This window comes from Photorhabdus machadonis, assembly GCF_052657765.1.
This window is the reverse complement of record NZ_CP199761.1, coordinates 4111952-4132890: the sequence shown is the minus strand read 5'-3', so window position 1 is coordinate 4132890 and position 20939 is coordinate 4111952. Positions and strand designations below refer to the sequence as shown.

At 41.2% G+C, this 20939-nt stretch carries 28 protein-coding genes; 1 reads left to right on the top strand and 27 read right to left on the bottom strand.

The genetic code is table 11. The annotated features are described in order from the left end of the window. Positions 1 to 86: 86 nt before the first annotated feature. The 10 genes from ACUN2T_RS19850 to miaB all read right to left on the bottom strand — a co-directional run bounded on the left by ACUN2T_RS19850 (position 87) and on the right by miaB (position 9741). Entirely contained in the window at positions 87 to 812 is a 726-nt protein-coding gene (locus ACUN2T_RS19850) for an amino acid ABC transporter ATP-binding protein (protein ID WP_445494655.1), read from the bottom strand. Beyond that, positions 812 to 1486: a glutamate/aspartate ABC transporter permease GltK gene (gltK, locus tag ACUN2T_RS19845; RefSeq protein ID WP_445494654.1), complete on the bottom strand. Its 675-nt coding sequence runs from the start codon at positions 1484 to 1486 to the stop codon at positions 812 to 814. Before gltK ends, ACUN2T_RS19850 begins: the two co-directional genes overlap by 1 nt. Then, positions 1487 to 2227 carry an amino acid ABC transporter permease gene (locus tag ACUN2T_RS19840; RefSeq protein WP_046973647.1) on the bottom strand — a complete coding sequence of 247 codons (741 nt, stop codon included), beginning with the start codon at positions 2225 to 2227 and terminating at the stop codon, positions 1487 to 1489. 133 nt (positions 2228 to 2360) lie between these two features. Continuing rightward, complete coding sequence (locus tag ACUN2T_RS19835; protein WP_445494652.1) at positions 2361 to 3254, bottom strand: glutamate/aspartate ABC transporter substrate-binding protein; 894 nt, start codon at positions 3252 to 3254, stop codon at positions 2361 to 2363. Positions 3255 to 3706: 452 nt separating this feature from the next. Next, the gene (locus tag ACUN2T_RS19830; protein WP_445494651.1) at positions 3707 to 4168 is read right to left on the bottom strand and encodes a carboxymuconolactone decarboxylase family protein; all 462 of its coding nucleotides are present in this window, start codon (positions 4166 to 4168) and stop codon (positions 3707 to 3709) included. A gap of 118 nt (positions 4169 to 4286) precedes the next feature. Next, positions 4287 to 5816, bottom strand: a complete 1530-nt coding sequence (lnt, locus tag ACUN2T_RS19825; RefSeq protein WP_445494650.1) for an apolipoprotein N-acyltransferase — start codon at positions 5814 to 5816, stop codon at positions 4287 to 4289. 7 nt (positions 5817 to 5823) lie between these two features. Continuing rightward, positions 5824 to 6705, bottom strand: a complete 882-nt coding sequence (corC, locus tag ACUN2T_RS19820; RefSeq protein WP_445374189.1) for a CNNM family magnesium/cobalt transport protein CorC — start codon at positions 6703 to 6705, stop codon at positions 5824 to 5826. Positions 6706 to 6777: 72 nt separating this feature from the next. After that, positions 6778 to 7245: an rRNA maturation RNase YbeY gene (ybeY, locus tag ACUN2T_RS19815; protein ID WP_445494649.1), complete on the bottom strand. Its 468-nt coding sequence runs from the start codon at positions 7243 to 7245 to the stop codon at positions 6778 to 6780. After that, positions 7242 to 8219, bottom strand: coding sequence for a PhoH family protein (locus ACUN2T_RS19810; protein WP_445497933.1), 978 nt, complete (start codon positions 8217 to 8219; stop codon positions 7242 to 7244). Before ACUN2T_RS19810 ends, ybeY begins: the two co-directional genes overlap by 4 nt. 91 nt (positions 8220 to 8310) lie before the next feature. Further along, positions 8311 to 9741, bottom strand: a complete 1431-nt coding sequence (miaB, locus tag ACUN2T_RS19805; RefSeq protein ID WP_445494648.1) for a tRNA (N6-isopentenyl adenosine(37)-C2)-methylthiotransferase MiaB — start codon at positions 9739 to 9741, stop codon at positions 8311 to 8313. 198 nt (positions 9742 to 9939) lie between these two features. Between miaB and ubiF the strand changes: the two genes are divergently transcribed. Beyond that, on the top strand, positions 9940 to 11121 hold the full coding sequence (ubiF, locus tag ACUN2T_RS19800) for a 3-demethoxyubiquinol 3-hydroxylase (protein ID WP_445497932.1): 1182 nt from the start codon (positions 9940 to 9942) through the stop codon (positions 11119 to 11121). Between the two features lie 310 nt (positions 11122 to 11431). On the opposite strand, the gene ACUN2T_RS19795 is transcribed toward ubiF, so the two are convergent. The 17 genes from ACUN2T_RS19795 to ACUN2T_RS19715 form a co-directional block, all read right to left on the bottom strand. Beyond that, entirely contained in the window at positions 11432 to 12460 is a 1029-nt protein-coding gene (locus ACUN2T_RS19795) for a tyrosine-type recombinase/integrase (RefSeq protein WP_445494647.1), read from the bottom strand. Further along, entirely contained in the window at positions 12435 to 12674 is a 240-nt protein-coding gene (locus tag ACUN2T_RS19790) for a DUF4224 domain-containing protein (RefSeq protein WP_445494646.1), read from the bottom strand. The genes ACUN2T_RS19795 and ACUN2T_RS19790 overlap by 26 nt, the downstream gene beginning before the upstream one ends. Further along, complete coding sequence (locus ACUN2T_RS19785; protein WP_445494645.1) at positions 12671 to 12898, bottom strand: hypothetical protein; 228 nt, start codon at positions 12896 to 12898, stop codon at positions 12671 to 12673. The genes ACUN2T_RS19790 and ACUN2T_RS19785 overlap by 4 nt, the downstream gene beginning before the upstream one ends. Then, entirely contained in the window at positions 12895 to 13134 is a 240-nt protein-coding gene (locus tag ACUN2T_RS19780) for a hypothetical protein (protein WP_445494644.1), read from the bottom strand. Before ACUN2T_RS19780 ends, ACUN2T_RS19785 begins: the two co-directional genes overlap by 4 nt. After that, complete coding sequence (locus ACUN2T_RS19775; protein WP_445494642.1) at positions 13121 to 13672, bottom strand: phage N-6-adenine-methyltransferase; 552 nt, start codon at positions 13670 to 13672, stop codon at positions 13121 to 13123. Before ACUN2T_RS19775 ends, ACUN2T_RS19780 begins: the two co-directional genes overlap by 14 nt. 8 nt (positions 13673 to 13680) lie before the next feature. Further along, positions 13681 to 13935, bottom strand: coding sequence for a DUF5405 family protein (locus ACUN2T_RS19770; RefSeq protein WP_445494641.1), 255 nt, complete (start codon positions 13933 to 13935; stop codon positions 13681 to 13683). Between the two features lie 202 nt (positions 13936 to 14137). Beyond that, positions 14138 to 14764 (bottom strand): hypothetical protein, encoded by a 627-nt coding sequence (locus tag ACUN2T_RS19765; protein WP_445494640.1) that lies wholly within the window; start codon positions 14762 to 14764, stop codon positions 14138 to 14140. 1 nt (position 14765) lies between these two features. After that, positions 14766 to 14930 carry a hypothetical protein gene (locus ACUN2T_RS19760; RefSeq protein WP_445494638.1) on the bottom strand — a complete coding sequence of 55 codons (165 nt, stop codon included), beginning with the start codon at positions 14928 to 14930 and terminating at the stop codon, positions 14766 to 14768. Between the two features lie 191 nt (positions 14931 to 15121). Beyond that, on the bottom strand, positions 15122 to 15685 hold the full coding sequence (locus ACUN2T_RS19755) for a hypothetical protein (protein ID WP_445494636.1): 564 nt from the start codon (positions 15683 to 15685) through the stop codon (positions 15122 to 15124). 97 nt (positions 15686 to 15782) lie between these two features. After that, on the bottom strand, positions 15783 to 16061 hold the full coding sequence (locus ACUN2T_RS19750; RefSeq protein ID WP_445494635.1) for a glutamyl-tRNA amidotransferase: 279 nt from the start codon (positions 16059 to 16061) through the stop codon (positions 15783 to 15785). Beyond that, positions 16054 to 16503, bottom strand: coding sequence for a zinc-finger-containing protein (locus tag ACUN2T_RS19745; protein WP_445494634.1), 450 nt, complete (start codon positions 16501 to 16503; stop codon positions 16054 to 16056). The genes ACUN2T_RS19750 and ACUN2T_RS19745 overlap by 8 nt, the downstream gene beginning before the upstream one ends. Positions 16504 to 16552: 49 nt before the next feature. After that, positions 16553 to 17410 carry a phosphoadenosine phosphosulfate reductase domain-containing protein gene (locus ACUN2T_RS19740; RefSeq protein WP_445494633.1) on the bottom strand — a complete coding sequence of 286 codons (858 nt, stop codon included), beginning with the start codon at positions 17408 to 17410 and terminating at the stop codon, positions 16553 to 16555. 212 nt (positions 17411 to 17622) lie between these two features. Next, positions 17623 to 18009, bottom strand: coding sequence for a DUF1317 family protein (locus ACUN2T_RS19735; RefSeq protein WP_445494632.1), 387 nt, complete (start codon positions 18007 to 18009; stop codon positions 17623 to 17625). Then, on the bottom strand, positions 18000 to 18683 hold the full coding sequence (locus ACUN2T_RS19730) for a YqaJ viral recombinase family protein (protein ID WP_445494631.1): 684 nt from the start codon (positions 18681 to 18683) through the stop codon (positions 18000 to 18002). The genes ACUN2T_RS19735 and ACUN2T_RS19730 overlap by 10 nt, the downstream gene beginning before the upstream one ends. Further along, positions 18670 to 19434 (bottom strand): ERF family protein, encoded by a 765-nt coding sequence (locus tag ACUN2T_RS19725; RefSeq protein ID WP_445494630.1) that lies wholly within the window; start codon positions 19432 to 19434, stop codon positions 18670 to 18672. Before ACUN2T_RS19725 ends, ACUN2T_RS19730 begins: the two co-directional genes overlap by 14 nt. 16 nt (positions 19435 to 19450) lie before the next feature. Then, complete coding sequence (locus ACUN2T_RS19720) at positions 19451 to 19798, bottom strand: hypothetical protein (protein ID WP_445494629.1); 348 nt, start codon at positions 19796 to 19798, stop codon at positions 19451 to 19453. A gap of 209 nt (positions 19799 to 20007) precedes the next feature. Then, positions 20008 to 20910 carry a hypothetical protein gene (locus ACUN2T_RS19715; protein WP_445494628.1) on the bottom strand — a complete coding sequence of 301 codons (903 nt, stop codon included), beginning with the start codon at positions 20908 to 20910 and terminating at the stop codon, positions 20008 to 20010. Between the last annotated feature and the right edge of the window lie 29 nt (positions 20911 to 20939).

Genomic DNA, 20939 nt, shown 5'->3' with positions numbered 1-20939 from the left:
AGCATATCTGATTTGATACGCAAGCAACAGGGGGGCTAAGGGAAAATCCGGTGGCGACGGGCACCACCACCGGAAATGAGATAATATTAATGAAGAATTTTAGCCAGAAACTCTTTGGCACGATCCGATTTTGGATTAGCAAAGAAATCTGCTTTTTTGCTGTCTTCAACAATTTTGCCTTCATCCATAAAGATAACCCGATTGGCTACTTTACGGGCAAAACCCATTTCGTGGGTAACAACCATCATGGTCATCCCTTCGTCCGCCAGCTTCACCATGACGTCAAGCACTTCATTGATCATTTCAGGGTCAAGTGCGGAAGTGGGTTCGTCGAACAACATAGCAATAGGGTCCATGCAAAGTGCACGGGCGATAGCCACGCGTTGTTGCTGACCACCGGAAAGTTGTGACGGGAATTTGTTAGCCTGACTGGCAAGCCCGACACGTTCAAGCAGTTTCAGCCCTTTTTCTTCTGCCACTTTTTTATCACGGTTAAGCACTTTAACCTGAGCCAGAGTAAGATTCTCAATGATGGAGAGGTGTGGGAACAGCTCAAAGTGCTGGAACACCATACCGACTTTTGAACGTAATTGCGCCAGATTGGTGTTTTTGTCATTGACTTTTATGTCATTAACCAGAATTTCACCCTGTTGGATGGATTCCAGACCATTGACCGTCTTTATCAGGGTGGATTTGCCGGAGCCAGATGGGCCACAGACCACAACGACTTCACCTTTTTTAACTTCAGTTGAGCAGTCAGCAAGAACCTGAAATTGGCCATACCATTTGGATACATTTTTCAGGGAGATCATCAAACAGTCCTTTTCTTCAAATAGTTAACCAGCATAGATGCGGCAAAACTAATAATAAAATAAATAAAACCAGCAAACAGGATCATTTCAACCTGAGTACCATCACGCTCACCGATATTTGCCGCAGTACGGAAAAAGTCCGTCAGACTGAGTACATACACCAGTGAGGTGTCTTGAAACAGCACAATACCCTGTGTCAGCAACAGCGGGGTCATCGCACGGAATGCCTGAGGTAGGATCACCAGTCTCATGCTTTGCATTGACGTCATCCCCAATGCCTGTGCCGCCGAAGATTGCCCGCAGGAAATACTCTGAATTCCCGCACGGATAATTTCTGAATAGTAAGCTGCTTCGAAAAATGCAAACGCGACCATTGCTGAAATTAAACGAATATCTGTTTTGGGTGAAATTCCCAAAACATCTTGCAATAGGCTAGGCACAATCAGATAGAACCATAACAGTACCATGACCAATGGTACAGAACGGAACAGATTGACATATAAAGTTGCAAACCAGCTCAGAGCTTTTACAGAAGAGAGGCGCATAACGGCCAGTATGGTTCCCCAAAGGATACCGATAACGATAGCCGTAATGGTGATTTTTGCTGTAATGACTAAGCCTTGCAGCAGAAAAGGGATACTGGGAACAATAGAACTCCAGTCAAATTCGTACATTTATTGACCTCCAATATTACCCGGTAAACGCACTTTCTTCTCAAGCAAGTGCATGGCAAGCATAATCACCAGATTGATTCCGACATAGGCCAGTGTAATCGCAGTAAATGATTCATAAGCATGTGCTGAGTAGTCGAGTAATTTACCTGCCTGTGCCGCCATATCCACGAGGCCAATAGTGGAGGCGATAGCGGAATTTTTTACCAGATTCATCATTTCTGACGTCATTGGTGGAATGATGACCCGGTAAGCATTTGGCAGCAGGACATAGCGATAGGTTTGCGGCAGGGTTAACCCCATTGCCAACCCTGCTGCTTTCTGACCGCGTGGTAATGACTGTATGGCAGCCCGAACCTGCTCACACACACGTGCAGCGGTGAAAAGACCTAAACAGATAGTGGACGAAATAAAAAACTGGATGTTAGGATCCAGTTCAATCTTAAACCATATACTGATTTTTTCCGGCAACAGCTCAGGCATAACCAGATACCAGGTAAAAAACTGAACGATCAGTGGTACGTTACGAAAAAGCTCAACATAACAGGTCCCTATCCCAGATAATATTTTATTGGGAACAGTACGTAGGATGCCGAAGAGCGAACCGACAACGAAGGCGATAATCCAGGCGCAGATAGACAAGGCAATTGTCACTTGAAATCCGGCTATCAACCAGCCGAGATAAGTGGTATTGCCGAAAGGGGCAGCTTGCAAAAAGATGTCCCAGTTCCAATTAATTGACATGATAATACTCCCTGCAAGGGTATGGCTTGATCCCTTGAAAACACTTGATTGGCTGAGAAAAAAAAGCGAGGTAGGGAACGGCCACCTCGCACCCTGTGATGCCAATCAAATTGTCATTTTTTTAATTATATTTTTAGTTAAGTGCCTTATCATTCGGCGATTCAAATAGTGCTTTCATTTCATCAGACAAAGAGAAGTTCAAGTTCAGATTCTTGGGAGGAATCGGATGTTTGAACCAGCGATCAAATGATTTCTCTGCTATGCCAGAGGTTTGTGCCTGAATAATGGTTTCGTCGATCAACTTTTTGAACTCAAGATCGTCTTTGCGTAATATGCAACCATAAGATTCTTTAGATTGAGCTTTACCCACGATTTCCCACTGAGCGGGCTTTTTCGCTTTCGCGCGTTCACCCGCTAATAGAGCATCATCCATCATAAAGGCTACTGCGCGACCGGATTCCAAAGTCCGGAATGCGTCACCATGATCTTTTGCGCTGATGATACGCATTTTCATGTTTTTCTCATCGTTGAGTTTATTCAGCAATATCTCAGAAGTCGTGCCGGAGGTGACAACGACGTTTTTACCAACTAAATCCGGGAAATCTTTTACGCCGGAATCTTTTTTAGTCAACAAACGAGTACTAACAATAAAGATGGAATTAGAAAAAGTGGCTTGTTTTTGACGCTCGAGGTTATTGCTGGTGGAACCACATTCGAAATCATAAGTCCCATTTTGTAGTAGTGGGATACGATTTTGAGAAGTCACGGGTATCAATTTTATTTGCAAATTTGGCATGTCCAGTTTCTTCTTCACGGATTCAACAATCAGATTAGAATAATCCTGTGAGTAACCGACGACTTTTTGTTGGTTATCGTAGTAAGAAAAAGGTACGGAGGATTCACGGTGTCCCACAATGATCACGCCATCATCTTTTATCTTTTTCAGTGTCCCTGTTAATTCTTCGGCTTGAGCAGCCCCTGCCGCGGCAAGTAACATCATGGTTAATACTAGGTTACGCGTTCGCATATGCAACTCCTTTGATGTGATTATCGTTTACGATGTTATGTTTACAAAAGTCTCTCTGTGATTTGTTTTTAATCAAGGATCATTTGCTGTTATATGTACATATAGTGTTAGAAAATAGTACAAAATGGTTAGTGAATGAAAATGAATTGTTTCCATTTCGGGAGCTGTCTCGCACTATAAATGAACAATCCTACTTATTTTGCACAATCAAGATGTGTGATTATCACTCTTTTGGTGTATTTTCCCGTTTTTATTAGTGAAACAAGTATTTCCCTTTTTATTCATAGAGATAAGGGAAATTAACGTGCCAAGGTAATTAAGGAGGGATAAAATTAATGCCAATAAATCATTTAATTAGGTTATTTTTGTAACATTAATTATTGAGAATTGGCATGGTTAACTACTAGTGACAGTTGTTTGGAGTTATTACAGAATAACCATGCCGGATTGTATCAGGAGGGGTCAATGGTGGGATTGGGCAAAGTATATTTCATACCAATTGCCAGACGATTCCAGAGATTGATCAGGCCGATCAATAACGTCAAATCGACAATCTCTTTTTCATCGAATTCAGCCAATAATGGGGTGAAATGTTCGTCATTTGCCTCAGTTTCGGCAATCCGGGATAAAACATCTGTCCAGCCTAAAGCGGCACGTTCCCGTGATGTGAAAATAGTGGCTTCTTTCCAGGCGCTCAGGAGGTAGAGTTTTTGCTCGCTGCTTCCTGCTTTACGGGCAGCTTTGGAATGCATATTAAGACAAAAGGCACAGCCATTGATTTGGGAAGCTCTTACCTTGACGAGTTCGATAAGCTCTTTACCGAGGGTTGATTTGTAAGTTAATTCATCGACCTTGGCTACCGCGCTATAAAGTTCTGGTGAAATTTCCGCTGGCTGAGGACGGTTTGCTTGCATAACTTGTTACTCCTTTGTTTTTTCTATCAATTGAATGAAAAAATGGATTGAAAGTTAATTTGTTTCTGCATGATATAAGGGAGCCATTTTGCTCCCTTTTTTTGTATGGATATTTGGATCAAGATTGCCGACGATTATAGATCAGTGCAAATAGGGTAAACAATATCGTGATTCCCCATACTGGCCAGTTACCCCAGCGTGCATACGGTGTCATCCCGATTGCGGGTGTCACCTTAGCTTCTAAAACATTACGAGTAAATTGTGGGAGTGCCGCCTGCACTTTCCCATCCGGGCCGATAACGGCTGTAATGCCATTATTTGTACCACGCAACAATGGGCGTCCTAATTCGAGGGAACGCATACGAGCCATTTGGAAATGCTGCCAGGGGCCGATTGAGTGACCAAACCAGGCATCGTTGGAGACAGTCAGCAGGAATTCAGTATCTGGTTTGAAATTAGCACGAACTTGCTCACCAAGTATAATTTCATAACAAATGGCGGCGGTTAGATTATATCCGGCAACAGAAAGTTGTGGTTGAGTGTAGTTACCACGGCTGAATGAAGACATTGGTAAATTGAAGAATGGCGCCAGAGGCCGGAGCAGCGATTCCAGAGGGACAAACTCGCCGAATGGTACTAGATGATATTTATCATAGCGGATGGCCGCAGGATATTGATAAGGTATTTTATCACCCAGAACAATCAAACTGTTATAGGTCTTATAGCTACTATCAACCGCTCTTTCATCAACAATACCGGTAATAAGGCTGGTGTGCTGATTGCGTAATAGCATATCCAATTTTGCCAGAAAATTACGTTGGTAATTTTCCAGTGAAGGAATTGCAGATTCTGGCCAGATGATTATCGGTATTTTACCGATGTATGGCAGGCTATTACCCATATAGATGTCCAGGGTTTCACTGAGCATTTTTGGGTCCCATTTCAGGGATTGTGGGATGTTTCCCTGAACCAGTGCCACATCAACCGCTTTCTCAGGCAGCAGGTTGTACCACTGATAATGGCGCATTGGCCAAGGTAATAGCAGAATGGCGATAGCGATAATACCAGCGACAATTTTTCGGTGCGTGACAGCCAGAACTAATAACCCGCTGACAGCCATTAACAGGAAAGTGATGGCTTCAACACCTAAGATAGGTGCGATGGATTCCATTGGGCCGTCTAATTGGCTGTAGCCGAATTGTAGCCAGGGAAAACCGGTCAGAACCCAGCCACGCAGGAATTCGGTGACTTGCCATAGTGCAGGCGCTACCACCGCGAGTCTCAACCCGTTTGTTTTTGCGAAAAAACGGTTGAGTAAGCCAGCAAATAAAGCAGGGTAGAGTGAGAGATAGGCTGAAAGGAATATGACTAGCAGAATATTAACTGCAGTTGGCATACCACCAAAATTGGCAATGCTGACATACACCCAGTTTATACCTGTGCCGAACAGGCCCAGCCCCCAGAAAAAAGCAATAAATGCGGCTTGTCGGACTGTTCTGTTTAACGTTAGAAATTGTAGTCCAAATAAGGAGATAATGGCGGCAGGCCAGAAGCCAAAAGGTGAAAAAGCCAGTGTTCCACTGGCTCCGAAAGATAGTGCCAGCAAAGCACGAAGCCGCTGGCAATTTAATAATGAGACTTTGTTCATCCCGATCCTATTCTTCTTCAAGGTTAGGCATTGGCGCATCGTTTGGTATCGTAACATGAACCTGAATGATTCTCCGGCTATCGGACATAGCAACTTTAAAGAGATAACCGTTGATATCAACAGATTCTCCTCTGGCGGGCAAGTGACCGAATGCTTGCATAACCAGACCACCAATAGTATCCACCTCCTCATCGCTGAATTGGGTACCAAAGGCTTCATTAAAGTCTTCAATCTGAGTTAGCGCTCGCACCGTATAGGTATGACGGCTCAGGGCTCGAATATCGACATCTTCTTCTTCATCGTATTCGTCTTCAATTTCACCGACGATCAGTTCAAGAATATCTTCGATAGTGACCAGACCCGATACACCACCAAATTCATCAATGACGATTGCCATATGATAACGCAGAGAACGGAACTCTTTCAGCATGCGGTCAACCCGCTTACTTTCAGGTACAACGACAGCCTGACGCAGAACTTTATCTATGCTAAAAGGTGGGGCATCGGTGCGCATAAATGGCAACAAGTCTTTTGCCATTAAAATCCCTTCAATGTGATCTTTGTCTTCGCTGATCACAGGGAAACGTGAATGAGCCGAATCGATAATCACATCCAGACATTCGTCCAGGGTTTGATTACGTTTTAAGGTAACGATTTGGGAACGGGGGATCATGATATCGCGGACACGTTGATCGGAAATATCCATGACCCCTTCGAGCATATCGCGGGTATCAGGATCAATCAGATCGTTTTGTTCAGAGTCACGGATCAGTTCCACCAGTTCATCACGGCTTTTTGGCTCACCGTGAAAGAGCTGGTTAAGAAGAAGAGTGAAAAAACCTTTCTTAGGGCCAGGGTTATCGTTACTTGAAGGATGGTCGTCACTCATGGCGTTTTAATGAAAATTTCCCATTAAATAAGTTGTTGTTGGTATTTTTTAGCATAAAAATGGTGCGAGTGGTTACTCTTTTTCTGCAAGATAGGGATCAGCATAACCCAGCTTTTGCATAATTTCTGTTTCCAGAGATTCCATTTCTTCTGCTTCATCATCTTCGATATGGTCATAGCCCAGCAGATGCAGGCAGCCGTGCACAACCATATGTGCCCAATGTTCTTCTACTGTTTTTTGTTGCTCCTCCGCTTCTTTTTCAACTACCTGACGACAGATAATTAGATCGCCAAGTAGGGGTAAATCAACCTCTGGTGGTGCTTCAAATGGAAAAGATAGCACATTTGTTGGCTTATCTTTACCGCGATAAGTCAGATTTAAGTCGTGGCTTTCTGCCTCATCAACAATGCGGATGGTTACTTCACTTTCAGATTGAAATTGAGGTAAAACCCCATCCAGCCAGCGCTGGAACAGGGTTTCTTCAGGAAGACTTTGTGAGTTCTCACAGGCAATTTGTAAATCAAGTATTACTGAACTCATTGTGCTTCCTGTTTGCGTTGTTCACTGAGTGTCTGTTTACGTTTTTGCTCTGTTGCTTCCCACTCTTCATAAGCGATGACCACTTTGGCAACAACCGGGTGACGGACAACATCATCACTGTGGAAAAAGTTAAAACTCAATTCACTGACCCCTGACAGAACCTCAATCGCATGGCGTAGGCCGGATTTCTGTCCACGAGGCAGGTCAATCTGTGTAACGTCACCTGTGACAACTGCTTTGGAGTTGAAGCCGATACGGGTCAGGAACATCTTCATCTGCTCGATGGTTGTGTTCTGGCTCTCATCCAGAATAATAAACGCGTCGTTCAGAGTTCGTCCACGCATATAAGCTAATGGTGCAACTTCAATAACGTTTCGTTCGATCAGCTTCTCAACTTTTTCAAAACCCAGCATTTCAAACAAGGCGTCGTAGAGCGGGCGCAGGTATGGATCAACTTTCTGGCTCAGGTCGCCAGGCAGGAAGCCCAGTTTTTCGCCCGCTTCTACTGCCGGGCGGGTTAGCAGGATACGACGAATTTCCTGACGTTCCAGTGCATCAACCGCAGCGGCAACAGCCAAATAAGTTTTTCCTGTGCCGGCAGGGCCAACTCCGAACGTAATATCATGGCTGAGAATATTGGCAATATACTGCGCCTGATTGGGTGTGCGTGGTTTCACCATGCCACGTTTGGTTCGAATATTAACGGCTTTGTCGTACTCAGGTATGTTTTCGGCAGCTTGCTCCAGAACCCGGCTCTCGGTAATCGCTAGGTGAATTTGCTCTGGTTTGGTATCAAGGATAACACCACGGACAGGGGCCGTTTGTACATATAAATGGCGTAGGATATTGGTGGCGATGCTAACGCTTAACGGTTTGCCCATCAATTTAAAACAGTTGTCACGACGGCTGATTTCAATGCCCAGCCGGCGCTCAAGCTGCTTCAAATTGTCATCAAACGGGCCACACAGGCTCATCAGGCGCTGATTGTCGGCCGGTTCGAGGAAAATTTCCTGGGTCGCGACTTGTGAATGAGTTTGTTGAATCACTGATTATCTCTATATTGATTTAAGGCTGATAAGTACCGACCCCGATTTCATTTTCTTTACGGGTACGGGCTATGACGGATTCAGGTGATTCGTGTATACGGAGATCCATTTGATCTTCGGTACGGATAACTTTACCGCGCAGTGAGTTGGCGTAGACATCAACAATTTCAACATCAACGAATTTGCCAATCATGTCAGGCTGGCCTTCAAAATTGACGACCCGATTGTTTTCAGTACGGCCGGAAAGTTCCATCACATTTTTACGGGAAGTTCCTTCTACCAGAATACGTTGCACACTGCCTAACATAGCACGGCTATAGCTCATAGCTTGTTGATTGATGCGCTGTTGCAGTAGATAAAGACGCTGTTTTTTCTCTACTTCGCTGACATCATCAGGCAGATCCGCTGCTGGCGTTCCCGGACGGGCAGAATAGATGAAGCTGTAGCTCATATCGAAATTGACATCAGCGATCAGTTTCATGGTTTTCTCAAAGTCATCTTGGGTTTCACCTGGGAAGCCGATAATAAAGTCAGAACTTATTAGGATCCCTGGTCGTGCTTTACGCAGTTTGCGGATAATACTTTTATATTCAAGGGCCGTATGCGCACGTTTCATCAGTGTCAGAATACGATCAGAACCACTTTGTACCGGTAAATGCAGGAAGCTGACCAATTCTGGTATATCTTCATAAACAGCAATAATATCGTCTGTAAATTCAATTGGGTGGCTGGTGGTAAAACGAATACGATCAATACCATCTATAGCTGCTACCAAACGGATTAACTCAGCGAAAGAGCAGATATCGCCATCATAAGTTGCACCACGATAAGCATTCACGTTCTGCCCTAGAAGATTAACTTCACGTACACCCTGTGCAGCAAGCTGGGCGATTTCAAACAAAACATCATCACTTGGGCGGCTGACTTCCTCACCGCGGGTATAAGGTACGACACAGAAAGTACAGTATTTGTTGCAACCTTCCATAATAGAAACGAATGCAGATGGACCTTCAGCACGAGGTTCAGGCAGACGGTCAAATTTCTCAATTTCTGGGAAGCTGATATCAACAACCGGACTGCGGGTGCCTTTCACCTGATTGATCATTTCAGGTAAACGGTGCAGTGTTTGTGGCCCAAAAATAATATCTACACACTGGGCGCGCTGACGGATGAAATCCCCTTCCTGAGAGGCGACGCAGCCACCAACGCCAATAATGATATCTGGGTTGGTGTCTTTCAAATTTTTCCACCGGCCTAACTGATGGAAAACTTTTTCTTGTGCTTTTTCACGGATTGAACAGGTATTCAATAGTAAAATGTCTGCTTCTTCGGCGACATCGGTTAACTGATAACCGTGAGTACTTTCGAGCAGGTCGGCCATTTTAGATGAATCGTATTCATTCATCTGACAGCCCCAAGTTTTAATATACAGTTTTTTTATCGTCGACATTTTCTTGTGCATCCGAGCTTTCTACAGTGCTTAAGGAGATTATTGCACTGTAAAAGCAGTTGTGTATTAGGCAGAAAGTTGCCGGATATTGTAGTCATTTGAGGGAGCAGTGACCAGACTGTTAAACAGGATATTCTCTACCGAAGGATTAAAAATCCGGTACACTGTGCCAATCAATGAGTTAATAGCATGACTGATATGAATAATTCACAACAGATTTTTGATGTAGTAGTAGTCGGTGCTGGCATGATCGGCGCTGCGACAGCATTGGGACTGGCGCAAGAAGGCTGGACAGTTGCTTTGTTGGATCATCAGCCACCACAATCTTATGATGCACAGAGTTATCCTGATGTGCGCGTATCGGCAATCAGTTGTGCTTCTGTAGATTTGCTCAAACAACTTGGTGCATGGGATGCGGTATTACAGATGCGCAGTGCCCCGTATCGCAAATTGGAGACTTGGGAGCAAAATGATTCCAATTTGGTGTTTGATGCACAAAGTCTGGGGCTGCCTGAACTGGGCTATATGGTTGAAAACCGTATTTTGCAGCTGGCGTTGTGGCGGCAGTTTGAAAAACACCCCAATTTGACTTTGCTGTGCCCTGCGGTAATGCAATCAATGCAGCGGCAGAAAGCGGGCTGGTTAGTCACTCTGGATAATGGAATTGAAATTAATACCCGTTTGATTGCCGGGGCTGATGGCGCCGGCTCTCAGGTTCGGCAAATGGCAGGGATTGGTAGCCGTGGCTGGCAATATAGACAGGCTTGTATGTTGATTACAGTAAAAACGGAACAGCCACAGCAAGATATTACTTGGCAGCAATTTTTCCCTTCTGGCCCAAGAGCATTTCTTCCGCTATTTGACCAATGGGCTTCGTTGGTGTGGTATGACAAACCGGCACGTATACGGCAGTTACGGGCAATGCCAATGGCTCAACTTGAGCAGGAGATTTTTCAGGCCTTTCCTGTGCGGTTAGGTAAAGTGACACCTGTTGCCACCGGCTCATTTCCTTTGGCTCGTCATCACGCTAACCGTTATGTGCGTGAAGGATTAGTATTGCTGGGCGATGCGGCTCATACCATTAATCCCCTGGCAGGGCAGGGGGTAAATCTTGGTTATCGGGATGTGGATACGTTGCTTAATGTTTTGGTGAAGGCCAGAGAATTAACAGAAAAATGGGATTCACTGGAAGTGCTTATGCGTTATCAGCGTTACAGAATGCCAGATAACCGGATGATGCAGGCTGGAATGGATCTGTTTTACACCGTGTTCAGTAATGAGTTACCGGGGCTGAAAGTTGCACGTAATCTGGCACTGATGGCAGCCCAACGAGCTGGAGTAATGAAAAAAGCGGCGCTTAAGTATGCGTTGGGATTGTAACGTATAGATTGGTATTGGCAGCTCACAAACACGTCGTAAATCTATTTATGGTATGGGCTGTCCATTTTTTATACATTCTTATGTAAGTCTAAGGGAGGAAGTTGGAGAGGCTTGAGAAGCGAAAAACCTGCTGGAAAGCAGGTTTTCAGAATTTGGCTGGGGTACCAGGATTTGAACCTGGGAATGCCGGAATCAGAATCCGGTATAAGCTTTATATAAATCAATTAATTATAAATATTTGAAAGAATATACAGTATTAAAACGAAAATATAAATCCTTTTATCTCAGCTATTTAACTATTTCAATTCCTCTATATTCTTTCATTTTTGTTGATTTTTGGAAGGTCTAAGGTAGGAGTTATCTTTGTCTTGCGATCATAAACTTTTACTTGAGATTCGGTTTTGTGGCCACTGAATAATTGTTTGTCTTTTGAACTTCCTTCAAAATCTGAGATTGCTTTAGCTTTGATATCGTGAAATGTGAAATCAATTTTTCTTCCTAATTTTTGCGCTGCTTTCTCTTTTGTCTCACGCCAGTGATTATCAAAACCTGATTTTGTGAATTGATTACCATCTGCATTCAAAATGACATGAGATTGTGTTGACGCGGGAGGGAATAGTTCTACTGCGTAATTTATAGTTTCGCGTAATCTATCAGTCCATTGCTTTATCTGCTTAGCTCCTGTTTTTCCTTGCTTGATGTAAATTCCTTGTTCTGATATCTGATTATGCTTCAGCTTCAATATATCTCCGATCCGGGATGCACATAGATATGATATCTCCATAGCTATTTTAACAACTGGAGAAGATACATCATAAGCGACCTGGTATTCTTCGTCTGTGATATATTTTTCTCTGTTTTTGAGTGAGAACTTCTTTACCCCAGAACACGGATTCATCTTGCAATAACCTCTCTCATATCCCCAGCCAAATGCCACAGACATATAAGATAATTCATGATTAGCCTGTGTCTTACTCTGAGTTCCCCTTATGTCCATATACTGCCTGATATGCTCTGGTTTGATGTTATCTGCATTAATATGACCAAAAACTTTTAGAATATTTTTTGCTCCCTGTAATTTATCTTTCTGAGAGCGTGCTGATAATTCAGTAAATGCAGGGCTGTTTAAGTGTATGCCCCACAATTTAGAGAATGTCATTACTATTTTTTGGTTTGCTATTTCTCCATCATATTTTGCCCATAATTCTGTCATACTCATTGTTAATGGTCCAAGCATGATAGTTTTGTTATCTTTAGTTTTTAAGTAATAAGAATATTTGGTTTTTGATACGCGTGTGGGTAGTTTGTTATCATTATGATCTTTGCGCTTCCTTGCCATTAGTTAATGCTCCAAAATCTGGTGTTTCCAGATCCGTGTTAGCTTGTGTGATATGTTTACCGGTAATAGTGGTTCTGATAACGATAGGTTTACCGAGGCGATTAACATAATGATGTACGTGATTGCTTATCAGCCACTTTATTTGTTGGCTTTTTTGCTTAAATCCTGTTATTGAAAAAAGTTCAATATCAGTCAGATAAATAGGATCGCTCATTTGTCCATCCTTTCTTTTTGCAGATTTCTCACATACTGAGAAAGCCAGGCTTTCGGCGTTGACTTTCTCATCTTATGCTCATTCAGAATTAATTTGAATTTCGGTGTATATTTATCGAGTATTGCCGTGACTGCTTTATCGTCGTATTTGTCAAGAGCTATTAGCTCGTGTAAGCATTCCTTTGCTATTTTGCGGCGTCCGTTTTCAAGAACTTGTTCGTTCATAGTTCGACGAGAGTTTCTTTCCAGTCGATATCTTCTAAATCGACAATGGCTACAATTTCATATTGAGATGATGGTAATTCAGAGAACCAATTGTCGTTAATTTGAGACGGCCTTTTGTTCCATGCTAATACAATTCCCTTGCTTTCTGTGACTATAAATTTAGTCCAGAATGGAACTGATAATTCAATGCCAAAATAGTTAGCCTTGATTGGCTTTATTAAGCTAATTAATTTCATGTGATTTTGTTTCCTTTAATGTTTTTGAGCCAGTTGACATTAGTTCATCTTTATCAACTGTTGTGAATATACAGCGAGGTTTGATGAATGGACGCCAAATTAAAAGCATCGACCCTTTTGTGTTACTCTTACCTTTTATATTCAGTTTTGATGGAATAAATGAAATCCTGCCGCCTGTTATGAGTCTAATTTCATCTACAGAGTTCATTGCTAATTTAAACCATCCCACCGATGTATCGGCTGGAACTAACATAACAACAGTCTGTAATTGCTCCCTGCATTGTTCAGCGGACCTTGTTACCCACGGGCCAATGTTAGAGTAGGGAGGGTTAATCCAAATTGCACCGTAGCTTATCCAATCACATTCGAGTGCATTATCTCGTTCCGTGAGATAATGAGCACATAGTGTATTTTGAATATTAGCGGCGGCATCTAAATAAAAACCAAATTCAGCATCCAGCGCTGTAAATATCTCAACCGGGGTTTGCCATTTATCGCGCAACTCTTTCGGTGTATTGCTTCCTCCGAAGTCTGCCATAATTAACCCTACTTTATTTTCAATGAAATTTCTGTTGCAACTTGATTTATTCTATCACTCATATCTTGCAGTGATTTAATATCATCTCGACGAATTTCTAATAAAATTAATTTCTTAATTAATTGTTCCAGTCTGGGATAATAACCGATTGTTTGTAATCTTTCTTGACCGATGTTTTTACCTTCCTTGTTTATTTTAATCTTATTAAGAATGAACTGATACTCATCTGATGTGATGACATATTTATCTAATCTTATTTCCATATTCACTCCAATTGTTCATAATTTCCTACCGCATTCGGGGCAATAACGAAAATAATATACAAGGCCGGGATGCGGAACTTCTTTACGCTTTGTATCAATATTGAATTTATCAATTACTTTATCGAACTTCCTTGTTTCCTCTTCCCACTCTGCTATTGATATTTTCCGAGTGCCGATCATCCCGGCAATGCAATTACATTCGTTATTGTTCATCATCAATTCTCTCTGTTATATATTCATCAAACCTACTGATTCCCCACACTATTGCATATAAACACCAAATGTAATGAAATGCATATCCCATTAAATCATTTTCCCAAAAATCAACAAAAATATCATGCTTATCATCATAATCTCTAATTGCTGATGCTGCATCATATTCATGATATGAGCATGAAATGATTTGTTCGATTGATTCTTTTATCTCTTCGAGCTCGTCATCAGAAATATCATCATTATCATCAATGAAATTATTAAATGCCTCATTAACAGCATCTTTAAATCTATCCGGTGACCATTCTTTGTATATTTCTTTGCAATATCCAGCACCGGCTTGTAATTTTTCTGCCCAGTAATACGGGTTTATAGAAAACTTACAGTTTGTGTCTCTGAAAAATCGAAACATATCTGTAACACGAGAGAATGTAAAACAACCCATGTCGCCCGATATGCATAGAAACCCCGGCCACGTTACTATATCAAAATAATATGCACTACTATTATTTCTGCTGAATCGAAAATGACGATATAAGCCATCATTATGTAACATTTCAATGCTATGTTCTTTTGTATCCTTCTTGAATCGCTCTAATATTTCTTCTATTTCCATGTTAATCACTCCAATAAGACAAACTTTCTTTAGCTGCATCGTGCGGATGAATATATTTCCAGTCTCCATCTTTATATGCTTCAATCTCGCATGCAGCGGCTTCTTTTGCTTCTGGTAAACTAGCGCCGCGATACACGAGCGTACTTATCATGTATCGCTTGAACATTCGTTTCCAGATAAAGTAAAAGTGATGGCATAAGTAGTCATTCATCTCTTTCTTTCTCAATAATATAGAAGTCATCATGTCCACATTTTGGACATATGCTAATTTTCACCCAAGAATTATCTGGGTCTTGTATATAAATGCGTTCGTGGTCATAATGAATATGCTTACATCTGTATTTTGCACATTTGTATTTATCGTTTTTCATTATTTACATCGTCACCTATAATTGCTGCAATATTTCCCTGCGACCACGACAGTGGCCCACAATTTCTAATTGCTATATTTAATATATCAAATGCGCGTTGTAGTTCAGCCGGCAATTCTCCGTCGTCCGGTAAGTCATTACGAAAATAATACTCTCCATCAATTTCATCTGGAAAATTCGGCTCACAAATAACAAGCTTTAATTCTTGCGGACTTACATTGTTTTCATCGCAATATTCTAATAAATCACATTCATTCCAGAGATATTGATCGGTATTAAAAATTACGATAGGTGTTTCCCAGTCCCATTCTTTGCGTTCCATTGCGTTAAATTCCTCGTTATTTTTTTCCTCACGACAGATGCTACAATAATCGTTTCTGCGAAATATTGGGTGTTCAGGATTATTTTTGCATTTGCGATGAGTAGAACCCGAATAACGTGCAGTGTGCTCATCATCGCCCCAAAAGCTACCATTCTTTGCAACCCAGCCGGTGACTGTTTTAATACTCGCAGCTTCTTCTGAGTCGTACATAATTATTTTTTCATTCATTTATTTATCTCCGTTGAGTAATCTTTCTACACATTTCTTTGCGTGACGTATACGCTCTCCAGCCATTTTTCGGGGCTGGAGAAAATCAGACATATAATTAATAATATTCTTGAATTGCATTAACCTTAATTTTCCTGATTTCAGCAATTAATTGGTACGGTGAACCAGTGTCATCTTCTTCTTTAATGCCGACTGCATAAGCTATAGCACTCAATCCCAAACACGATTCAACAAACATTCCTTTATATCTGTCACGTTCTTTACGAAGAGATTTCAATTTATCAGCAATCTCATTCAAAGTTAAATAATCGTCACAGCTTGCTACTCTTGCTAATTCGTGACATGCAGATATTAAAACTTCTGTGTTTTTAGTCATGATAATTACCTCTCTTAATAATCATATTTTCGCAAATTTCTTTTGCTCGATGACAAGTGTCAATATCGAACCAGCCGAAGTGACATTCACATTTATTAATTCCAAGTCGCTTTGCTAGCCATTTATACGCATCAGTGCGTGTTAGTTTTCCCGATTGCCATATTTCTTCAAAATATCGTTTACTGCTTAATCTTGCATTCCGAGTCGCTTTATCTGCCAAAGTTCCAAGTGGAATATCTGTGAACGGGTGCATGCCGACATACGCGCTACACGATGTGCAGATATATAGCCAAGGCCATTTGCTGTGGATTTTGCCGAATATCTTTTCATGATGAGCTATTGTTACGTGGCCGCAGCAATAATGACATCTCACGGGAATTGGAAGCGAGTCTTTAACCCGCTGAATTGCTTTATTGCATGGGTTCCACGGTGTTTTCTCCATAATAATCCTCCCGCCTCATAGCGGCTGGTTATTAATTAATGGGATGGGGTTAAAATAGGTCTAGCTGGAATATTTCACATGATTCAGAGCAAGAACCGGTATCAAATCGTTTAGCCGCTATCATCTCTTGATATAGATTTTCATAATCTGCATTTGAGTACATCTTAGCTATTCCATCTAACGACATATTGCCGCGATACATTATTTCTTTAGAAGTCTTCCTGTGACCATCGCGAACTTGCTTATCATTAATGCAACATTCCTCGAATATTATTTTCAAACCCGGTTCATCTTGACATGCCAAGCCAATTTTCTTAATGCTCTTTTTTATACAAAAAACACAGTTCCCCAAATGTTCGGGTATTAATAAGTCAAATGGCTGTTTCTTCCACCAATCTAAAACATCATGTTTATCAAAATCACTAATATCAGCCAAATAACTAACTCCATCCTTGCGAGTTAATCGTCGGGGTTCATCAGCGCGTATTCCGATCCACGTGTGATAGTTTTCTTTTCCGAAATTATCATTACAATAATCTCTGAACGGCCTCAATTTAAGTCTGTCAGTACAAAACGCACCACCGATGTATGGAGTTCCATATTTTTTCACCATGTCTTGAAATGGTTTTAATATCGGCATTCGCGTTTGAATATCTTTCGGTTCCCACACAGTATAACTGTTCGATGCGCCAAGTTCGGGGTTCATTTCAGCTTGCAATATTATTAGCGGAATATCCCAGAATTTTACGATATCTCTGATAAAACGATAGGTCAGTGGGTGTTCGCACCCAGTGTCCATAAACACATAGATGACATTTTTAATCTTACCGGCTTTCCTGTATTGCTCTATTAAATAGACAAGATAAGCTGACGTTCTGCCACCGGAGATGCTGATGACATTAAACATGATATTATCCTATATGTTGGTTAAATAGCAGTGCACAAGCCCGTTGCACTCAGCAATGAAAACATTGCATCCAATGTCGCGATATTCATTAAATTCAACGCTGTCAACAACAACACCGATACATCCTTTCGGAACTGGTTGGCCGTAAAATACACCCGTCGTATTTAAATTAAATATTTCGATACTGTGAATTTTCATAACTACCTCAAATATTATTTTTTTTCAGGATTTCCAAGAATAAATACGCTATGAGTAAAATCGCCGGGATTGACTTTATTTTTACTCTCTCGCTTGCGCTTTTTGACTTTCTTTTCTCTGTTGCTCTGACATTCAGTACAGCTACCATTAGACACGTATCTTAGCGTGTGCCCCCGCGGGCACGGATCGCCATTAAATTTTTCACCGTACACTAAATTATCCTTATTTAACTCATCTTCAAGAGACTTAAGATAATTGTTTTTATCCTCAGCAGCATTACATGCTGTAAAAGGATTTCTGGTTATTTTCCCTCCTGGAATTAACCACCCTTTATGAAAATTAGAATATGGACAATAAACCCTCCCAACTTGGATATCATCATGATTGTGTTTCATTTCCATTGATCGCCAAATTTGAAACCGATTTCATATAATGATTCGTCCATTTTTTCTATGAAATCGGGAACAAGGTCGTCGAATTGCTGCATGAAATCCTTATCACGCTCAACGACGACATAATGAATTCCTTCTCTTGTCATGCGTGGATCATAATTAGCGAAGTACCATTCATTTTTGCCAGTAACCCACATGCTGAATTGAATTTGTGACATATATTCAGATTTAATAGCATCAAAACCACCCAGTCTAAATTTCATAAATACGGCAGTAGTGAAGGGGCATTTAAGTTCAAGCCCCTGCCCATCACTGCAAATTCCATCCGGGGAGCATGCAGTTCTGAGTGATTCATCTTTGAATAAAATAGATGTTTCGATCACATTTACATCAGCTACAAATTCAAAAGTTGCTCTTGCTGATTCTTCGTAATTTTTTCCCCACGCCAATGCTTTTGCATTTACTTCCGGCGCACCGCCTGTACATATTTCACCGAGTAACGTATAGAAATATGTCAGCTTTGTGTCAGTCCATTTTGTGCCACTGCGCGGTTTTGATATCACTTTTCCGGCTTCCGATGCCGTTATTACTCCCAATCTTAACCTCTGCCAGTCATAACTTCCCTGTTCGGCTGTGAGTAAATTAATCCCAGTTTTGCTCATCACTAACTCATGACTGACCATTTTTAGCCGCCTTTTTTTTCAAAAAATCTAGTGCCTTTATTGCTTCTGATTCTGATATATCAGCAACGGCAATACATTCACGATTAAATATTTTTGAGCACAAGGGCAATAAATCGTCTCTCCATGTTTTACCCATCGACTCTAAGTACATATCAATATTTTCCTTTGTTGCTTGAGTCAGTTCGTCGGATTTCTGCCCTGGCAAACGACCGTCGATATCTTCGTCTGCTGTTGCTATTCCCAATGCTCCAGTCAGCGTATATCGTCGCAAATAAGTGATAGCTGATGCTGATTGCTGAATATTGTTTTTGCCGCCTGACGCATCAGGAGTTGATGACATTTCACACGACTCTTGATGCCCAGAGCGTTGGCTAACAATACATTTAACTGTTATCACTCCATTTTCCATTTTTTGTTCAAAGCGATACGAAAGTCCATGTTGTTGTAAATAGGGCTTTATCTGCTCTGAAATATCATCGAGTGATGCATATTTATATTTGGCTTTTCCGTTGCCAAAGTCAGCGCTTTTTAGTTTCTTAATTGTGGGGACCGCGCTCTGGAATGATGCCATCGCATCTAAAAATTCTTTTCTTGATTGCCCAGCTTCCCATTTTGTTTGTAGTTCCAAAAGTTTTTCTAGTTTATCAATATCAGCATTTGAAGATACCGCCATTTCAATTAATTTCATCGGGGCATTAGATACGTTCGCCACTTCGTTATATTCGCTGCGTACTAACTCTTGTGTCATCATTAAGTCTCCTTGTTAATTAAAGCCATCCGCTGGCATTATCTAATTCCCATTCCGCGGGGTCTTGTTCTTGACTCAATTCGAGATAACGCTCAATCATTGAAATCCTTTTCAATATTTCCGTTTGAGTGTCATATAAATATTCGTCAATAAAATCAGAGTCAGCTAATCCACTCAAATCATCATTGCTTAATATCATTCCACAAATCCGTGCGTCTATGATAACCCTTTTAAGCGAAGTTAAAGTTAATTCATTTCTTTTGCATTCGATTTTATATTCAATAATCTCCTTTTCTAAAGGATTGTTGAATAATATCTTTTCATAAGCTGATAATCTTTCATCAGCTATTTGACCACGAGTTTTCATATTATTTATCTCAAAAAAATTAAAATTAACGTCGCGAAGAGAATTAAACACGATGGATATAACATAGCGAAGAGCCACTCTTTAATCATCTTCATATGCCAATCTCAAGTATTGCATGGCTATAAACCACTCTATTTGACATTCTATTCTGAATGCCACCTTTGCTTTAGACTGAGCTAAATTGAAAAATTGTTTGTTTATTTTCATAATTAATAGATGATTTTTAAGTGAGATGTTTTGCCTGCTGCAATGGCTTTAATGCAGTTCATTGCGCATTCTTTCGTGATTCCGGCTTTAATTAACTCTTGCAGAGATTCATTGTTAATACGTTTACGATGATCAATGTCAGCCCGCCGCCGCATCTCTTCATCTTTCTGACGCTGAATTTTAGCCAGACGAGCTTGCTCAGCTGCTGCTGCTTTGCGTCGCTCTGCTTCAATTGCGGCTTGTTTCTCACGTTCAGCGTGTTCTAATGCTTCCAGTTTTTCACGCTCGGCACGTGCTGTAGCTGCTTTTGCTTCTTCCTCGCGTCGTGATGCTGCTTCGATTTCAGAGCGTGCTTTTTGCTCTGCATCAAGCCTGGCCTTTTCTGCTGCCTGCTGCTTAATTTCTTCTTCACGAGCAATGCGTAGACGTTCTTCAGCGGCTTTCTTTTCTGCCAAATCTCTATCAAATTTTTCATTCATTAACAGAGCAATTTCATGATCAGTTTCGATTTGCTTTGCCAGTTCCTGTGCTGCTATTCGTGCTTTTTCTTCACGAACAATGCGCTCTTGTTCGGCTTCCCAGTCAGTAAGCGGCTTACGAACTTCATCGCGTAGCTCATTGCATGCATCAACAAAGCGCTTAATTTCTTGTTCAGCGGGCTTTACTGCATTTTTGAGTCGCTTAAGGTATTCACGTCCCGGTTTTTCTATTGCTGTTTTGCTACGTGAAACCTGTGCAGCTAATGACGCAATTCTGTCACGGCCTTTTTTTGTTGTTAAATCAGGAACCTCATTTGCTGATTCTCGGATTTTATTTAAAAACTTATCAAGCCCATTTTCAACATAAAGAGTTGGAGCCTGTTCTGGTTTTATATCAATAACAACCAATTCATTTTTATCTGACATATTTTATTACCTCTGTTATTTTCATGATA

Excerpts from the sequence above, each read along its gene's own strand:
- ACUN2T_RS19785 (WP_445494645.1), bottom strand. The coding sequence starts at position 12,898 with ATGAACGAACAAGTTCTTGAAAACGGACGCCGCAAAATAGCAAAGGAA.
- ACUN2T_RS19780 (WP_445494644.1), bottom strand. The coding sequence starts at position 13,134 with ATGAAATTAATTAGCTTAATAAAGCCAATCAAGGCTAACTATTTTGGC.
- ACUN2T_RS19840 (WP_046973647.1), bottom strand. The coding sequence starts at position 2,227 with ATGTCAATTAATTGGAACTGGGACATCTTTTTGCAAGCTGCCCCTTTC.
- ACUN2T_RS19775 (WP_445494642.1), bottom strand. The coding sequence starts at position 13,672 with ATGGCAGACTTCGGAGGAAGCAATACACCGAAAGAGTTGCGCGATAAA.
- ACUN2T_RS19850 (WP_445494655.1), bottom strand. The coding sequence starts at position 812 with ATGATCTCCCTGAAAAATGTATCCAAATGGTATGGCCAATTTCAGGTT.
- ACUN2T_RS19790 (WP_445494646.1), bottom strand. The coding sequence starts at position 12,674 with ATGAGCGATCCTATTTATCTGACTGATATTGAACTTTTTTCAATAACA.
- ACUN2T_RS19750 (WP_445494635.1), bottom strand. The coding sequence starts at position 16,061 with ATGACTAAAAACACAGAAGTTTTAATATCTGCATGTCACGAATTAGCA.
- ubiF (WP_445497932.1), top strand. The coding sequence starts at position 9,940 with ATGAATAATTCACAACAGATTTTTGATGTAGTAGTAGTCGGTGCTGGC.
- corC (WP_445374189.1), bottom strand. The coding sequence starts at position 6,705 with ATGAGTGACGACCATCCTTCAAGTAACGATAACCCTGGCCCTAAGAAA.
- ACUN2T_RS19795 (WP_445494647.1), bottom strand. The coding sequence starts at position 12,460 with ATGGCAAGGAAGCGCAAAGATCATAATGATAACAAACTACCCACACGC.
- miaB (WP_445494648.1), bottom strand. The coding sequence starts at position 9,741 with ATGTCGACGATAAAAAAACTGTATATTAAAACTTGGGGCTGTCAGATG.
- ACUN2T_RS19835 (WP_445494652.1), bottom strand. The coding sequence starts at position 3,254 with ATGCGAACGCGTAACCTAGTATTAACCATGATGTTACTTGCCGCGGCA.
- ACUN2T_RS19830 (WP_445494651.1), bottom strand. The coding sequence starts at position 4,168 with ATGCAAGCAAACCGTCCTCAGCCAGCGGAAATTTCACCAGAACTTTAT.
- ACUN2T_RS19725 (WP_445494630.1), bottom strand. The coding sequence starts at position 19,434 with ATGATGACACAAGAGTTAGTACGCAGCGAATATAACGAAGTGGCGAAC.
- ACUN2T_RS19810 (WP_445497933.1), bottom strand. The coding sequence starts at position 8,219 with ATGAGCCTGTGTGGCCCGTTTGATGACAATTTGAAGCAGCTTGAGCGC.
- ACUN2T_RS19740 (WP_445494633.1), bottom strand. The coding sequence starts at position 17,410 with ATGTTTAATGTCATCAGCATCTCCGGTGGCAGAACGTCAGCTTATCTT.
- ybeY (WP_445494649.1), bottom strand. The coding sequence starts at position 7,245 with ATGAGTTCAGTAATACTTGATTTACAAATTGCCTGTGAGAACTCACAA.
- lnt (WP_445494650.1), bottom strand. The coding sequence starts at position 5,816 with ATGAACAAAGTCTCATTATTAAATTGCCAGCGGCTTCGTGCTTTGCTG.
- gltK (WP_445494654.1), bottom strand. The coding sequence starts at position 1,486 with ATGTACGAATTTGACTGGAGTTCTATTGTTCCCAGTATCCCTTTTCTG.
- ACUN2T_RS19765 (WP_445494640.1), bottom strand. The coding sequence starts at position 14,764 with ATGGAAATAGAAGAAATATTAGAGCGATTCAAGAAGGATACAAAAGAA.
- ACUN2T_RS19720 (WP_445494629.1), bottom strand. The coding sequence starts at position 19,798 with ATGAAAACTCGTGGTCAAATAGCTGATGAAAGATTATCAGCTTATGAA.
- ACUN2T_RS19760 (WP_445494638.1), bottom strand. The coding sequence starts at position 14,930 with ATGTTCAAGCGATACATGATAAGTACGCTCGTGTATCGCGGCGCTAGT.
- ACUN2T_RS19770 (WP_445494641.1), bottom strand. The coding sequence starts at position 13,935 with ATGGAAATAAGATTAGATAAATATGTCATCACATCAGATGAGTATCAG.
- ACUN2T_RS19735 (WP_445494632.1), bottom strand. The coding sequence starts at position 18,009 with ATGGAAATGAAACACAATCATGATGATATCCAAGTTGGGAGGGTTTAT.
- ACUN2T_RS19755 (WP_445494636.1), bottom strand. The coding sequence starts at position 15,685 with ATGAATGAAAAAATAATTATGTACGACTCAGAAGAAGCTGCGAGTATT.
- ACUN2T_RS19715 (WP_445494628.1), bottom strand. The coding sequence starts at position 20,910 with ATGTCAGATAAAAATGAATTGGTTGTTATTGATATAAAACCAGAACAG.
- ACUN2T_RS19745 (WP_445494634.1), bottom strand. The coding sequence starts at position 16,503 with ATGGAGAAAACACCGTGGAACCCATGCAATAAAGCAATTCAGCGGGTT.
- ACUN2T_RS19730 (WP_445494631.1), bottom strand. The coding sequence starts at position 18,683 with ATGGTCAGTCATGAGTTAGTGATGAGCAAAACTGGGATTAATTTACTC.